General features: G+C 41.7%; 16 protein-coding genes and 1 tRNA gene. 11 read left to right on the top strand and 6 right to left on the bottom strand.

What is annotated here, in order from left to right:
* Positions 1-24: 24 nt before the first annotated feature.
* A tRNA-Gly gene (locus tag JMW61_RS06685) sits at positions 25-99 on the bottom strand.
* Between the two features lie 673 nt (positions 100-772).
* Between JMW61_RS06685 and JMW61_RS06680 the strand changes: the two genes are divergently transcribed.
* The 4 genes from JMW61_RS06680 (at position 773) to JMW61_RS06665 (ending at position 3,252) form a co-directional block, all read left to right on the top strand.
* Positions 773-1,585 carry a M48 family metallopeptidase gene (locus JMW61_RS06680; RefSeq protein WP_201550027.1) on the top strand — a complete coding sequence of 271 codons (813 nt, stop codon included), beginning with the start codon at positions 773-775 and terminating at the stop codon, positions 1,583-1,585.
* A gap of 345 nt (positions 1,586-1,930) precedes the next feature.
* Positions 1,931-2,254, top strand: a complete 324-nt coding sequence (locus JMW61_RS06675; protein WP_201550026.1) for a BolA family protein — start codon at positions 1,931-1,933, stop codon at positions 2,252-2,254.
* A gap of 89 nt (positions 2,255-2,343) precedes the next feature.
* Positions 2,344-2,703, top strand: a complete 360-nt coding sequence (locus tag JMW61_RS06670) for a SirB2 family protein (protein WP_201550025.1) — start codon at positions 2,344-2,346, stop codon at positions 2,701-2,703.
* A 147-nt stretch (positions 2,704-2,850) separates the two neighbouring features.
* Positions 2,851-3,252, top strand: coding sequence for a hypothetical protein (locus JMW61_RS06665; protein ID WP_197218241.1), 402 nt, complete (start codon positions 2,851-2,853; stop codon positions 3,250-3,252).
* Positions 3,253-3,392: 140 nt separating this feature from the next.
* On the opposite strand, the gene trxC is transcribed toward JMW61_RS06665, so the two are convergent.
* The 3 genes from trxC to JMW61_RS06650 all read right to left on the bottom strand — a co-directional run bounded on the left by trxC (position 3,393) and on the right by JMW61_RS06650 (position 5,577).
* Positions 3,393-3,830: a thioredoxin TrxC gene (gene trxC, locus JMW61_RS06660; RefSeq protein WP_201550024.1), complete on the bottom strand. Its 438-nt coding sequence runs from the start codon at positions 3,828-3,830 to the stop codon at positions 3,393-3,395.
* Between the two features lie 94 nt (positions 3,831-3,924).
* Positions 3,925-4,545: a class I SAM-dependent methyltransferase gene (locus tag JMW61_RS06655; protein WP_201550023.1), complete on the bottom strand. Its 621-nt coding sequence runs from the start codon at positions 4,543-4,545 to the stop codon at positions 3,925-3,927.
* Positions 4,546-4,704: 159 nt separating this feature from the next.
* A complete protein-coding gene (locus tag JMW61_RS06650) occupies positions 4,705-5,577 on the bottom strand; it encodes an MBL fold metallo-hydrolase (protein WP_201550022.1) in 873 nt (290 codons plus the stop codon).
* 261 nt (positions 5,578-5,838) lie between these two features.
* Here JMW61_RS06650 and JMW61_RS06645 point away from each other — a divergent pair, with 261 nt between their 5' ends.
* From JMW61_RS06645 to JMW61_RS06620, 6 genes are all read left to right on the top strand, one after another.
* On the top strand, positions 5,839-6,210 hold the full coding sequence (locus tag JMW61_RS06645) for an ArsR/SmtB family transcription factor (RefSeq protein ID WP_406947810.1): 372 nt from the start codon (positions 5,839-5,841) through the stop codon (positions 6,208-6,210).
* A 71-nt stretch (positions 6,211-6,281) separates the two neighbouring features.
* A complete protein-coding gene (locus tag JMW61_RS06640; protein ID WP_201550021.1) occupies positions 6,282-7,991 on the top strand; it encodes a SulP family inorganic anion transporter in 1,710 nt (569 codons plus the stop codon).
* A gap of 162 nt (positions 7,992-8,153) precedes the next feature.
* A complete protein-coding gene (locus JMW61_RS06635; protein WP_201550020.1) occupies positions 8,154-8,480 on the top strand; it encodes a beta-lactamase hydrolase domain-containing protein in 327 nt (108 codons plus the stop codon).
* Between the two features lie 155 nt (positions 8,481-8,635).
* Positions 8,636-8,968, top strand: a complete 333-nt coding sequence (locus JMW61_RS06630; protein WP_110924009.1) for a TIGR01244 family sulfur transferase — start codon at positions 8,636-8,638, stop codon at positions 8,966-8,968.
* A gap of 168 nt (positions 8,969-9,136) precedes the next feature.
* The gene (locus JMW61_RS06625) at positions 9,137-9,883 is read left to right on the top strand and encodes a glutathione S-transferase family protein (protein WP_201550019.1); all 747 of its coding nucleotides are present in this window, start codon (positions 9,137-9,139) and stop codon (positions 9,881-9,883) included.
* A 140-nt stretch (positions 9,884-10,023) separates the two neighbouring features.
* Positions 10,024-10,884, top strand: coding sequence for a bile acid:sodium symporter family protein (locus JMW61_RS06620; RefSeq protein ID WP_201550018.1), 861 nt, complete (start codon positions 10,024-10,026; stop codon positions 10,882-10,884).
* 79 nt (positions 10,885-10,963) lie between these two features.
* Here JMW61_RS06620 and JMW61_RS06615 read toward each other — a convergent pair whose 3' ends face one another.
* Both JMW61_RS06615 and ahpF read right to left on the bottom strand, forming a co-directional pair.
* Positions 10,964-12,793 carry an SIR2 family protein gene (locus tag JMW61_RS06615; RefSeq protein WP_201550017.1) on the bottom strand — a complete coding sequence of 610 codons (1,830 nt, stop codon included), beginning with the start codon at positions 12,791-12,793 and terminating at the stop codon, positions 10,964-10,966.
* Positions 12,794-12,909: 116 nt separating this feature from the next.
* Positions 12,910-14,487, bottom strand: a complete 1,578-nt coding sequence (gene ahpF / locus JMW61_RS06610; protein ID WP_201550016.1) for an alkyl hydroperoxide reductase subunit F — start codon at positions 14,485-14,487, stop codon at positions 12,910-12,912.
* A 479-nt stretch (positions 14,488-14,966) separates the two neighbouring features.
* Between ahpF and JMW61_RS06605 the strand changes: the two genes are divergently transcribed.
* The gene (locus tag JMW61_RS06605) at positions 14,967-15,215 is read left to right on the top strand and encodes a YdcH family protein (protein WP_197102141.1); all 249 of its coding nucleotides are present in this window, start codon (positions 14,967-14,969) and stop codon (positions 15,213-15,215) included.
* Positions 15,216-15,219: the final 4 nt, after the last annotated feature.

Genomic DNA, 15,219 nt, shown 5'->3' with positions numbered 1-15,219 from the left:
TTTAGTGCTTTTTCAAGCCATATTTGGAGCGGGAAAAGAGATTCGAACTCTCGACCCCAACCTTGGCAAGGTTATGCTCTACCACTGAGCTATTCCCGCTGATTATCGAATTGTAGTGTTGTTAACAACAACTCCGTCTCGATAGGCTGGCTATTCTATCAAAATTCCTGAGTGTGTCAACACCTTTTTTCATATTTATTTCCAATACTTTCACTTTAAGTCTCTATTTCTAGAGAGTTTACCTATAAGTAATTGATTTAATAATAAGTATCTCATTTACTGAAGTAATCATTATTTTCACTAGTGATGAAAATATTATGTGCCGTTGTCATGAACTATGTTTAATCACGCCTATGCCCATCAGCCAAACTTCTATTTTCGTAATGCATCGCCACTTTTTATAAATAAATCTTAAAAACATATTTCACTCTACTGCATATGACCACAGTCAAAGCTTAAGGTGTTCGATACAAATAAACCAAGTAGAGATAATAAGTATAGCAAAGTCGATATGGTAGCAGAGCAATCAAGATTTGATGATATTCCACTTACAATCATACGTTGTGTTGTTACTGTTTCTACATTGGTTTTAGCCTATTAACATTATTATACTTATGGGCAATGCCGGTTCGGGTAAAATTTTACTATTAAGACAGATAAATAGAGTAATAAGTGCTGTCCACATATCAGCTAAGAATTATCATTTGACCTATTTTATAGATATATACTTTGTACAACTTTTACTTTTATCATTTACAGCGAGGATTTTTTTATGAAAAAGCTAATGACCACTACCGTGATGGCAGTGTCACTGTCCACACTGACTTTAGCAGGCTGTACTAGCACGACCAACACGGGTGCCGTTGGTGTCAACCGTCAGCAGCTGCTATTAGTTTCTAGTGAGCAAGTCCTTCAGTTATCAGCGGAAAGCTACGCGAATACGCTGAAAGAAGCCAAATCAAAGGGCGTACTGGATAAAAATACAGCTCAGCTTAATCGCCTAAAGATTATCGCTAATCGTTTAATCGGTCAGGTTGGCACTTACCGTACAGATGCGGCAGCGTGGGACTGGGAAGTGCATACTATCCAATCTGACGAACTAAACGCCTTCGTTGTACCTGGTGGTAAGATTATGTTTTATTCAGGTATTATCGACCGCTTGAACCTAACTGACGATGAGATTGCAGCGATTATGGGGCATGAGATGTCGCATGCGCTACGTGAACACTCACGTGAGCGTCTGTCGCGTGAATATGCAACGCAAACAAGTATCGGTGTGGCTGCTAGCATATTTGGCTTATCACAAGGACAGGCTGAGTTAGCAGGTACTGCTGGCAATTTAGGTTTGAGCCTACCTCATAGTCGTACTCAAGAGTCTGAAGCTGACCAAATCGGTCTTGAGCTGATGGCACGTGCAGGCTACAATCCACAGGCAGCCGTTAGCTTATGGCAAAAAATGCAGAAGGCAAGCGAAGGCGAGCCACCACAATTCTTAAGCACTCACCCATCTAGTAGCAGTCGTATTTCTCAATTACAGGCATTGATGCCTAAAGTAACGCCGCTGTATCAACAAGCCCGCCGTTAATCAAAACTTATTGGTAGATGTCACGTTTTGAGCCAATATTTATAGATTATAAGAGCAGAGTGCACATGAAGTATTGTGCTCTGCTCTTTTCATTTTTAGTGAGAAATGACAATTTTAGTAAGAAATGATAATAACTATTGAGTTTGGTAATTGAGCGTATCGCTATTAATCGCGTTATTACTGATAGTTATATTTGTTCGCCCTATACTTGGCAAGTAAGAACGATTGATTTGTCTACGCATTTCAAGAGCACTCAGTCTAGATAATTGTGTCTGCTATAATGTGCACAATATATAATCAACACATTGCTAAATATTATTAAGCAAAACATATGGAAGGATTGTTATGACTACCACACCGACTGCTGATGCGCTTCATGCAGAGCTACAAGTTCTGCAGTCACAACATCTAGAACTGGTCAATGAGTCAATGAATCATGCTGGTTATTTCGATGGTAAAGAAAGCCATTTTAAGCTCACTATTGTCAGTAATGCTTTTGAAGGCAAACGCTTGGTCGCACGCCATCAGCTCGTATATGGACTGGTTAATGCACTACTGACCTCACAAGGTGGTCAAGTACATGCCCTAGCCATTCATGCTTATACGCCCGTCGAGTGGCAAGGCCAAAGCCCTGATAGCCCGTTATGCGCTGGACAAAACAAAGCTTAGAATGTTGTTGTTTAGATCACATGTTTTCATATAATAATTGAATGCTATAAACAAGCGGACCAATGCAAATTTAAGGAAAACCATATTCAATGAAACATTTACATATGCTAATGGCATTACTGATCATTGTGCTATTTATATACCAGAGTTATTTGGTATTAAGCTCTAATAGACGAGCGCCACGTGCGGTGAAGATAGCATCTCATATTCTCTATGCGCTCATTATCGTATCAGGCGCAGTGATGCTCATGCAGCTAATGAGTGTCAATGCCCCTGTCCAATGGGCTTTTGCCAAAATAATTTTGCTCTTCACTGCTATTAGCGCTAGTGTAAAAGCATTTAAGAATCATGCAACACCTGCTCAAAGAAAAGCGGGTATTGTCATTGCGGGTATCGCGTATCTTGGTATTGTGGTACTGGCCTTTACAAAGCCTGGCAACTTATTTTAATCCGTCTGCCGTACTAAAGTTGCACATATAGTAAGACTACTCAGAGGCAAAATATTGGATAATCGAGGGACTTTCAATATCTTAATCACATTATTTTTGCTATCTTGAATATATACAAAGACAATAATTTAGCCTAATGGAGCCATCATGAAAACTCTTACTACAGCGACGTTACTAGCCACAGCTGGTATTTTGGGGCTCTCAGGCTGTGCTTCTACAGGTAATGTCACACCGCAGTATGTGCCGCCAAGCACCTATCAAAGCTATGATTGCCAAGCACTCAGCCAAGAATATACTCGTGTTAATCGCTATGCAGACGCAGCACGTAATGAGCAGTCAAGCTTATCTGCCTCAGGTGTGGGTGTTGGAATTTCTGCAGGGCGTTGGGGTATCTCTCCTAACATCAGCTTTGGTCTTGGCAAAAGCAACAGTACTCAAGCACGCGATGCCAAGTTATCACGTCTCTATGGCGAGAGTGATGCAATCGTACAGTCTGCACGTATCCAACGCTGTAGCTTCGTCAACGGTATCAAGATTTATGGTGAGTAGCATTTAAATAAGATGAGCTATATTCGATAGCTTCGAGTACCCATAATGTTAGACGATTATTGTGATTAAAAAAGCCAATACGCAATCAACGTATTGGCTTTTTTATGACTCATCATCACGACTGTAAACTTCTCTGAAGCTTAAACGCTTAAGCTTCGCACCCACTGGATTATTTGGTCACTGGGCAGTGCGCCCGACTGCCGCGCGATTTCTTTACCGCCTCTAAAGGCAACCATAGTCGGCAAACTACGGATGTTATAAGGGGCTGATGCTTGCTCGTATTTATCCGTTTGTATCTTTGCAAAAACTACTTGCGGCAACTGACTGGCAGCCACTTTGAATTGTGGTGCCATCATAATACAAGGCTGGCACCAACTCGCCCAAAAATCAACGATGGTCAATACCTCATTCTTTTGAATGAACTTGCTGACCGTTTGCGCATTCAACTCGTGAGGGCTTGCCGTCAGTAGTGGCTGACCACATTTACCACATTTTGCTTCAGCGCTAAGCCGTGCAGCAGGGATACGGTTGGTTGCTTGGCAATGTGGGCAGACTAGATGAAAACTTTGCTCATTCATGATTTGATTCCTATTCTAATTATTCTATTGTCTTAATAGTTCGGCTTGGATAGATTATACAAACAACTTTATGATGATGGTTTATAGTCACTCTCTACAGCACTTGCTTTGCCACACCACTATACACGTAGCTCATCGGTCGTGGACCTGGCAAGTATGCTTCGCTTAACTCGTCGATGGCAAAACCACCTGCTCTAATCAGTGCTGGAATATCGCGATCTAAATGACACCCTCCTGCTATAGGTTTCCAAAAAGGTGTCAATCGATGCTGCCAACGCTCGACAGAAAGATCTGGTGCTAAGCCATGCTCACAAAATAGCAAGCGACCATCAGGTTTTAGCACTCGTGCCATTTCTTGAAGTGCCGATACCGGATCGTCGATACTACATAAGGTAAAGGTCATCACAATCGTATTAAATCGATCCGTATCAGCGTGAATGCCTTGGACATCCACGGCTATCACTTCAACTGGAATGCTAATGTCACTCGCCCGCTTACGTGCGAGTGTCTGCATCTGAGCCGCTGGGTCGATACCAACAATAGAAGAGACTCGTTTGGCATCATAAAACGGTAGATTCAAACCACTACCAATTCCAACTTCGAGTACTTCACCTATCGCTTGAGGAACAATTTTAGACCGCGCTTTCATCACATTACCCGCACTACAAGCGACATCGATCAGCTTGGGCAATAAAAAACGTTCATAAGGGTTCATTGCTCTCTCCAGTTATCGCCGAACTTAGCGCTTGCAGGTAGCTATACCGAGCTTCTATATAGCGGACAATCTACAGATTAACATTATTATAGATATCTAGCATACGATACTTGCATCGTGCTGCACGGGGTAACAACTTTTACTTACTACACCGTTTTTTTATTTACCAAGGGCGTTAATCGGTACTTTCAGATAACGGATACCATTGTCTTCCGGCTCTGGAAAATGACCTGCATCAATATTAACTTGTACCGAAGGAATAATTAATCGCGGCATATCAAGCGTAGCATCACGGCGCTCACGCATTTCTACAAACTCGGCTTCATTAATCCCCTCTTTTACGTGGATATTACCCAGTTTTTGCGCTGCCACAGTAGTGCTTGGACAGTGTTTTCGACCCTTACTTGGATAATCATGACACAGATACATCATCGTATCTTCAGGGAGTGCTAGCAGCCTTTTGATTGAATGATACAAGGTTTTGGCATCTCCACCTGGGAAATCACAGCGAGCCGTACCCACATCTGGCGCAAACAAAGTATCTCCGACGAAGACCACTGTCTTTTCATCATCAGCAGCAACATACGCCATGTCAGCTCGCGTGTGACCCGGCACATACATGACCGTAATAGTAATATCGCCAAGCGCCAAAGTCTCGCCATCATCTGTCAAAATATCAAACTGACTGGCATCGGTGCGAAAACTGGTATCGAAATTAAAGATTTGCTTGAATGTTTTTTGTACTTCGGTGATATGCTGCCCTATGACGAGCTGACCACCTAGCAACTCTTTGACGTGTGCGGCTCCTGAGATATGATCTGCATGGGCATGGGTCTCTATAATATAGACCAGCTCCCAGCCATGCTCACGGACAAACTCAATCACTTCATCGACACTCGTAGTACCAGTACGTCCTGACTTGGCATCAAAGTCTAATACGGGATCGACGATGGCACATACTTGCTTCTGGACATCTGCCAGTACGTGAGTATAGGTTTCTGTATCGCTATGTAAGAATGAATGGACTTGCATGGCTGCCTCTTTGTATTTCTATGAATATTTTAGTTTTTAATAAATTCTTAAGTATAATATGCGCTCGTATCTGCAGCGACATATCAATTGACTGTGCATACTAACATAGCAGTTATTATACATTTTATAAATTTATATAATGTAAATAAATATAACTTGATAAAGACTCATGTATCATTGATAATTAATCACGTTTATCTATAAATGCTATAACCTACTATTTATACTTAATATAAGGAGCTCGCTCTGAAACCTTCAGCATTGAGCACATCTACAACTAGCCCGAGCGACCCTATATCACCTAGTGAGACAGAGTCTGCACCTAAAGACCTTGCTGAGCAAATGAAACAAGCTTCGATGCAAGCCAGCCAGCTATTAAAGTCACTCTCGCATCCTGATCGACTGTTACTGCTATGTCAGCTAACTCAAGGAGAGTATTGCGTCAGTGAACTTGAAAGCTTAGTCGGTGTTGGACAACCAAGCTTGTCACAGCAGTTGGGCATCCTACGTAAAGACGAGCTGGTCTCGACACGCCGTGAAGGTAAGCAAATCTACTATAGTATTGCCAGTGACGATGCTTTAGCGGTTCTAGATCTCCTTTACCAACGCTTTTGTGCCAAAACAGACGGATAGATTATCCGCTTAATAATCGGCTGTAATAACGTTCAACACACCCTAACTTTTTATTATGATGACGTATTGCTATGCTTTCTATTGCCACTCGTCTAATTCCCGCTTGGTTACGTCAATACAAGCTGTCTGCGCTGCCGACTGACGTCATCGCAGGATTGGTCGTTGGTGTGCTCGTGATTCCGCAAAGCTTAGGCTATGCGGTGCTAGCAGGTCTGCCACCTGTTTATGGCCTGTACGCTGCTATCGTGCCCGTTATGGTCTATGCATGGATAGGCTCGAGTAATATTCAAGCAGTGGGGCCTGTCGCTATCACTGCGATTATGACCGCCAGTAGTCTGCATCCTTATGCAGCAGAAGGTGCTCAACAATATGTGTTGATGGCCAGCTTGCTATCATTGATGGTTGGGGCAATGTTATCGCTAGCTGGGTGGCTAAAGCTTGGCTGGATCATGCAGTTTATCAGTCGCGGGGTTTCTGCTGGCTTTATCAGTGGTGCCGCGGTACTTATCTTTATCAGTCAGCTGAAATACCTAACGGCTATTCCCATAGCAGGAAATGGCTTATTCGGTTATTTATCCAGTATGCAACTGTATGCTCGTCAGCTGCATCCGCTCACCTTACTCATTGGTGTGATCGCTTTTGCGCTTTTGGTTGCCAATCGTTACGGCAGCCAATGGGTATGGAAATCTTGGTTGCCCTCTATCTATGCCAAATGGGCAGAGCGCTTATTTCCGCTTATTCTGCTCGGCATTGCGATTGTCATGAGTATGAGCTTGCATTGGACCACAAGCGGTGTGGCAACGATTGGTAGTATTCCGCAAGGGCTACCGACCTTTACCTTTCCTTATGTACCCAACTTCGATGTCGCCCTCAACCTACTGCCTAGCGCAGGGCTGATGGCGCTGATTGTATTTGTCTCAAGCAGTTCAGTCGCTAGCAATTATGCCCGTCTGCGCGGTGAGAGCTTCAATGCCAACCGCGAACTGACTGGACTTGGCTTTGCCAATATTGCAGGTGGGTTCTTTCAAAGCTTTGCAGTCGCTGGCGGATTTTCTCGCACTGCTATTAATGCTGACTCAGGGGCCAAAACGCCTGTTGCCAGTTTGGTAACGGTGCTGGTAATGATTGCGGCTTTGATTGCTTTTGGCAACGTGCTAGCGCCACTGCCCTATGCGATATTAGGCGCAACCATCATGGCCTCTATTATCGGCCTCATTGATATGACGACATTGAAGTCAGCATGGCAACGAGACCGTCTGGATGCTGCTAGCTTTATGGCGGCGTTTGTAGGCGTGCTGATATTTGGGCTAAATACGGGCCTAGTCATTGGTCTTATGGTGTCTTTTGCTAGCCTGATTTGGCAATCGAGCAAACCACATGTGGCCATCGTCGGACAGCTAGCTGGCACGGGGCATTTTCGCAATATCAATCGTCATGATGTGCTGACATTTAGTCACTTATTGATGTTACGTGTCGATGAAAGCTTGTTTTTTGGTAATAGTGAATCCGTGCACCGCCGCGTGATACATGCCACCCAACAATACCCGCAAGCGTACGAGATCGTCCTTATCATGTCAGCCGTCAATCACATTGATTTGACTGGACAAGAGATGCTCATCAGCTTAAATAAAGAGCTGCTGATTCAGGATAAGCACCTAAATTTTAGCTTCATTAAAGGGCCTGTCATGGATATCATTGAAAATACCCCTGTGATCACCGACCTCTCAGGGCATGTTTATTTAAGTACGATGGATGCAGTAGATGCGCTAAAGGATATATGAACCAACGCTTATAGACTAAATCAATAGCCATTATTGTCTGTGGCAAGATATAGCTATGATAAAAGCTGTGTTATGCTAGTCATCAAACATACTATAGAGAAGCGGCATCTAGCTATACCTCTATCTTCAAATGCCTTTTTATATCCGTAACCGAAGCGACTTATGACCGATAACATCACTATTTATAAGCAAATCTATCCAAGCCAATGTCTCAAAATTGCTGAGCTTGGCTACCGCTCTGTGCTCAATATTCGTCCTGATGCTGAGACAGAAACGCAGCCGAATAGCTGTGACTTTGCCAGTGCAACTGCTCAAGCCAATTTGACCTATCATCACCTACCATTTGATGATGAGCGCTTGAGCATGCTGACTGTCGAACAGTTTGCTGACTTTTATCACTCTATGCCCAAACCTATACTTATGTTCTGTGGTACTGGTGCGCGCGCCAAACTGCTGTATCAAAGTGCCTTAATGCAAGGTCTGCTATAGAATTGTTGGATTCATAAAAACCGTTGTATTTATAAAAACTGTTACGATGTTTACATAGCTCATCTTTAGAATTTTGCGCATTCAGCTTAGGCTTAGTACAGTCGTTATAGACCAAACACGTCACTCTTTCATATAAAAAATAACAAGGAGCTCCTATGAGCCATCAAGTTAGTTTTACTGGACAAATCACCCCTGACCAAGTACCGATGATTGCTGAAAACGGCTTCAAAACCATCATCAATAACCGTCCAGATGGTGAAGAACCAAATCAACCGACCAGCGCTGATATTGAAGCCGCTGCGAAAGAAGCAGGACTTGCTTATAAAGAAATTTCTTTTGCAGGTAATGAGCTAAATCAAACGCACGTCGAAACGTTTGCTGACTTTTTTAATCAAGCTGAACAGCCAATGCTGATATTCTGCCGTACGGGTAACCGCTCAAATGGTATTTATGAAGCAGCCAAGCAAATGGATTTGTTAGACGACTAATTCGTTGATTGATGAATTAAGACAATCATTACAGATAATTAATAATTACGCCCGTCCAACATTTGGATGGGCGTTTTTTTCAATTATTACTTGAATGATAGACTGGTCAATTTTCAATATTAAAGACATAATAAAACTCTACTTAATACTGCTTAAAAGGATTTTATTATGCAAAAACCTCTACTCATTATCGGTAATAAGAACTATTCGTCGTGGTCATTACGGGCTTGGCTATTGCTTCAGGCTTTTGGTATTGATTTCGATGAACAGCTGATTGAGTTGCTTCATCCATCCGCGACACCTATTCTCAATGAGTATGCGCCAACAGGTAAAGTGCCCGTTTTAGTGTATGGTCAAGGTGATGATAAGGTGACGGTCTGGGACACTTTAGCGATTGCCATTCATGCCAATGATTACCTGACAGATATAGATATCTGGACCGGATTAGGCAAATCTGACGCTGACACTACTGATGATAATAGCCACAGAATAAATAGCGCCTATTGTCAGAGTATCGTCGCTGAGATGCATTCAGGGCTGATGGGTATTCGTAGTGAGATGCCGATGAATATCAGAGCCACTGCGAAAATACAGCCAAGTGCTGCATGTTTGAGTGACATCGCTCGTATAGAAGATATCTTTGCAGATTGTTTAAAAAGTCGCTCAACAGACAGCTATCTGTTTGGTCAATTTACGGCTGCCGATGCGTTTTTTGCCCCTGTGGTTCTACGCTTGCAGACTTATGCGGAGGCCTCAAGCGTAAAGTTAAAACCAATGACCAAGCAGTACTGCGAGACAATGCTAAATAACCCTCATATACAAGCATGGCGAAAAGCTGCGCTTACAGAGACTCGTATCATTGAAGAAGATGAAGCAGGCCAGATAGTCTCATTGGTTGGGGCATTGGCGGAGTAAAACTGAATCCAACCCACATCAAACTTTAGGTGAAAGGTTTACTAAATTTTTAATAACACTTAAGATGATAGAGACACAAGGAATGTGATCTATTTAAAAAGCCATTTTAATATGGCTTTTAATTCAACAAGGAATGTTTTATGAGCGGTACTGCTCTGGCTTTACTCCCACTGGCTCTTGCCTACATTATGTTTACCTTAGGAACAGGGCTAAAACCCAGTGACTTTAAGGTTATCGTCAATTACCCCAAAGCTTTTTTTGTAGGCCTCGTCAATCAAGTTATATTCGTGCCTTTGATTGCTTTAGCAGTGATTTTAGTAATGGCACCACCACCAGAAATCGCGTTTGGTATTATGCTGATTAGCTTTTGTCCAGGCGGCGTCACTAGTAACATGCTCACCTATTATGCCAAAGGCAATGTCGCGCTGTCAGTCGCTCTCACTGGCGTGGTCAGCCTGTTATCTGTCATTACCTTGCCTATTCTAATCACCTTAGCTTTTAACCACTTTATGCAAGACCAAACAGGCTCTATTAGCGCAGTAAAGATCGGCGCTGTCATGTTTCTCTTGACGACGTTACCGGTTACCCTTGGTATGCTCGCTCGCTATAAATTCACCGATTTTATGGTGCGCAGAAGTAGCATTCTAAATGGCTTGGCCAGTATCTTCTTCGTATTGATAGTCTTCGCTGCCATCGCTTCTAACTGGGAGTTGTTAAAATCACAGTTGACATCAATGGGACTTGAGCTTGTCCTTATCATTATGGCTTTATTTATATTTAGTATTTTGACCTCTAAATTATTAAAGCTAAGCTGGTTTGATACCAAAACCATCTCAATAGAGACGAGTATTCAAAACAGTACGACTGCGATTACTTTAGCACCTATCATTATGGGAACAGCCGTTGGCCTGCCTGCCATCGCGTTACCTGCGGCGGTATATGGTGTGCTAATGTATGTGATTGCGCTCCCAGTTATTGCGTTGATTAGGAATAAAAACTGATTATAGTAGACATAAAAAAACGCCCGTCCAGATATTGGATAGGCGTTTTTTAATAGTATAGAACGTCATACTTATACTTCTATTCGTTTATCTCATTCCAGACTTTTTCTAACAAATCTTTAAAATCATTATCAAGATCTATAGGATCTTTAGCAAGATCTTTTATTGTTTCATCATAGAAAGGCTGCCTGCCCTGCTGTAGTGCTTCGCGTAAATGACTTTCAGAATCAACCATGTTTCCTTGTAAAAACTCTGTGTAAGCCACATTGCCCAAAATCGTAGCATGATGATCCCTTGAAGACTTTATTAAAGCTTTCGAGAAGTCTTTTAATGCTTGATGTAAATACTCTCTTGCAACACTCGTATTTTGCCATTGCTTTTTTGCCACCATTAGCTTTGAATAGCCTATATTATTAATTGCTATCGTCAATGGTTCTTGCAAGCTAATTTCATTCCTCTCACCAAACTTTTCTATAGCCTCATTATATGCTTTAATTGCATTTTCTGACTGTTTAAGATTTCCTAATGCAACTCCCTTATTTACCAATGCTATAGCCATGAATTCTTGCAAACCAAGCTCATTGCTTTCACCAAACTTTGCTATAGCCTCATCATAAACTTCAATTGCATTATGTAATTGATCGATACCTTCTAGCACAAGAGCTTTATTTACAAGTGCTTTAGCCACTTGCTCTCGTATGTTTAACTCAGTATTTTCTTCAAATCTACTAATTAATTTTTCATATATACTAACTTGTTTTTCCGCACTGGTTTCTTGTAGTGCCGAGCCAAAATAAGCACGCGCCAACCACAGTGATTGCTGAAAATTTAAAGATTTTTTATCTTCTAATTTCCTTATAATTTTCTCATAATCATTCTGTAAATACTCTTGCAAAAAGTCAGTTTCTCCTTCTTTATCCTGCTGCTGCACTTCTTTAAGCTTATTTTTAGTTCCTAGTAAAATATCTTGCGTACTAGTATTGGAGCGAATTGATCGATTTTCCTTCTTATCTTCTGACAGATCTTCCTTTGGCATTGGATAATCTGCTATCTCATCTAGCTCATTTAGCAAGTGCTGATAAGGATCTGCAAAGATTGTAGGTGGAAAGCAGCCTAACTTCTGTGCCAACTGAATAAGAAATAGATCTGCACCATTTTCGCAGCTCATATAATGCGCCAAGCTAGAAGTTAAAAGTTTCTGTTGCAGATGTTCTGGCGCTTGATCACCCATATCAACCCAAAACAGCCGATGCTGATCACTGAACTGCTCTTCAACTTGTGGTAGAAATGCATCATTCTCACCACTATAGCCAATGAACAATGTTGGTGACTCACTCAAAGTATGACCAACGAATTCTTTGAGCCGTGTCGCATGTGCTTCTGTCTCAGAATCTGTATTTAATTGGACAAATCCGTGGCCCTGTCCATGAAGATGTACGATAGCAGGATCATCAATCAAACGGTGCAGGTTTAGATTAGCAGCAGTAAAGTCGTAAGTCGGTGGGTATTGCCCAAGCAATCCACAGCTACGCGCCAATAGATTATCAAAGTTAAATGTCAGTACACGACGAACATAACCTTCTTTTATCAAGCAAGCCAAAGCTATATGAGACCAGTTTATTTTTGCTTTCCCAATATATTCTTGTAGGTATCTACGACGTTTAGATGTCTCAAGACGTCCCATGCACTTACCATAATCCCTACGGTCTTCATCAGATAAAGGTTTTAATTCCAAAGCAAACTGTTCATTCAATTCTGATACAATTTTTTCAGCTAAAGGTATGCCTGCTTTGACAGAACATCCTGCACCAGTAATAAATATAAATGGCTTTTGGTCCTTATCCTCTCGGGCAGCCTGCATAAATTCAGCTAAATCTTTTATCGTATATTGATGCATGGAGTCATCCATTATCTAAGTGCCTTCATATAACCTTATATTTGTTTGGATATCATAACAAAAAACCACCTCAAAAGAGGTGGCTTCTTAGACTAACATTAGTACTTTACGGTTTAGGTCTGAACAGCTTATTGCATGACCAAATATTCAAACGCTGACAGTGCTGCTTTACTACCCTCACCCATCGCAATGTTGATCTGCTTAAATGGAACGGTTGTGACATCACCACAAGCAAAGATACCTTTGCGATCTGTGCGACAGCGCTCATCAATTTCAACCTCACCGAAACGGTTCAAATCAACAAAACCTTTGATAAATCCAGTATTCGGTACTAGGCCAATTTGTACAAACACTGCTGCCAAATCTAATTCTTTGGTGTCACCCGAATTACGGTCTTCATACACAATAGAGCTAACTTTACCGTCTGTGGCTTTGATCTCTTTAGTCGCCGCGCTAGTAATGATGTCAATATTGGCTTTTTCTTTGGCCTTGTTGATGAGCACCTGATCCGCTTTTAAATCATCAGCAAACTCAAATACCGTGACATGTTTTACGATACCTGATAAATCAATCGCGGCTTCAATACCAGAGTTACCACCACCAACGACCGATACATCTTTACCTTTGAAGAAAGGTCCATCACAGTGAGCACAGAACGCTACGCCTTTACCGATATTCTCGTCTTCGCCCGGTACGCCAAGCTTACGCCATTGAGCACCAGTCGCTAGGATAATACTACGAGTCTCAAACATCTCACCAGTATTCAGATGAATACGGTAGTTCTCATCTTCAGTTTCACTGATTTCTTTCACGCTCACGTGTTCTTTTAGCGTGATGTTGTATTCGTGCAGATGCTTAACAAAGTTGTTTGATAAGTCCGTACCGTTGGTTAATGGTACTGAAATCAAGTTTTCGATGTCTTGCGTGTCTTTGACCTGACCACCGATACGATCAGCAACCATGGTGACTTTGAGGCCTTTACGAGCGGTGTAAATCGCGGCTGCCACCCCTGCAGGACCTGCACCGATGATAGTCACGTCTTGCTGCTCTAGCTGATCAGCATCGTCTTCTACTTCTGACAATAAATCAGGAAACTGCTCTTGCAATTTTCCGATCAATTTAGCAGTGTCAATCAAACCATTAGCAAACGGCTTACCGTTTAAGAATACCGCTGGTACACCTTGGATGTTGTTCGCTTCTACCTGCTCTTGGAACAATGCACCATCGATCATCTCATTGCTGATATCGTCATTCAGTAGCGCAAATTGGTTTAACGCTTGGACCACTTCTGGGCAGCTATGGCACGACAGCGATACATAGGTTTGGAACTGTAAGGGCTTATTAAAACGCTTGATTAACTTCTGGATACCTTCATCCAATTTTAGCGTATGACCACCCGCTTGCAAAATTGCCAAAATCAATGAGGTAAATTCATGACCGCCTGGGATACCGCTAAAGACGATACCCGTATCTGTTAGTGCGCCATTGATATGACCGACTACTTTAAAACTGATTGGGCTTGGCAAACTGTCATCATTCGCTGTCGCATCAAAATTGATTTTATCCGTCGTACCAGCGATTTTAGTCAAAAAATCAATCAACTCGGCACGCTTACTATGCTCACCGCTACCCAATACAAAAGTAATAGGACGAGTCATGTTTTCACTGTAGCTCTTAATCGCGTCTAATAAACCTTGATCTATCATGTTTGTTCCTCTTCATTACTGGATATGTAACGGCAACTGTTGTATTGCGCGTTCAAATATGGATTATTTAGTATTAATAATGTTGTCTAAAATATTATAGGCAATAAGCTTATGCCCTTTGATGTCTCTATTATCATAGGTTCGGAGGATTTGGGCAAGCTGAGAAACTCAAACTTTATGTTTTATAAAACCAATCATAAATCATTATTTAAAATTAAATATTAATTCACGTGCAGACTAATTATCATAGTATAGAGGTTGTTTTTTCGCTACAATCAAGTAAGGCCGATAAGAAAAATTCTTATTTGTCTCGTAACAGATTGGCTTTTTCATAGGTTTACCATGAGGCCTCTCTGCTGGTATTAAGCCTTATCAATATTGAGTGAGCGTTTTGGCTTAATAAAAATCAAGTCTCAAAATCATAACGACAATGCGCGGATGCTTATTGTTAGCTTGCGCTTCATAACAAGGATGAACACATGAGAAAGACTGATACTTTGCAAGACAACCGAGATGTTATTACTGAACTTAGGCAAAAAGACAGCCATTTTGCCAGTATTTTTGATGAGCATACTCAGCTTGATCAACAGATTAATCATCTGGAAAAAGATTTGGTAAAGCATGCTAGCCGTGATGAAGAAATAGAACAAATGAAGCGGCGAAAGCTGCAACTAAAAGATGAGATTTATAAAATAATCGATAAAAACAAATTACAATCTCATGCTTAATGCT

It is taken from the genome of Psychrobacter fjordensis, assembly GCF_904845995.1.
Taxonomy (GTDB): domain Bacteria; phylum Pseudomonadota; class Gammaproteobacteria; order Pseudomonadales; family Moraxellaceae; genus Psychrobacter; species Psychrobacter fjordensis.
Note: the sequence above shows the minus strand (reverse complement) of the source record. Positions and strands in the feature narration are given on the sequence as shown.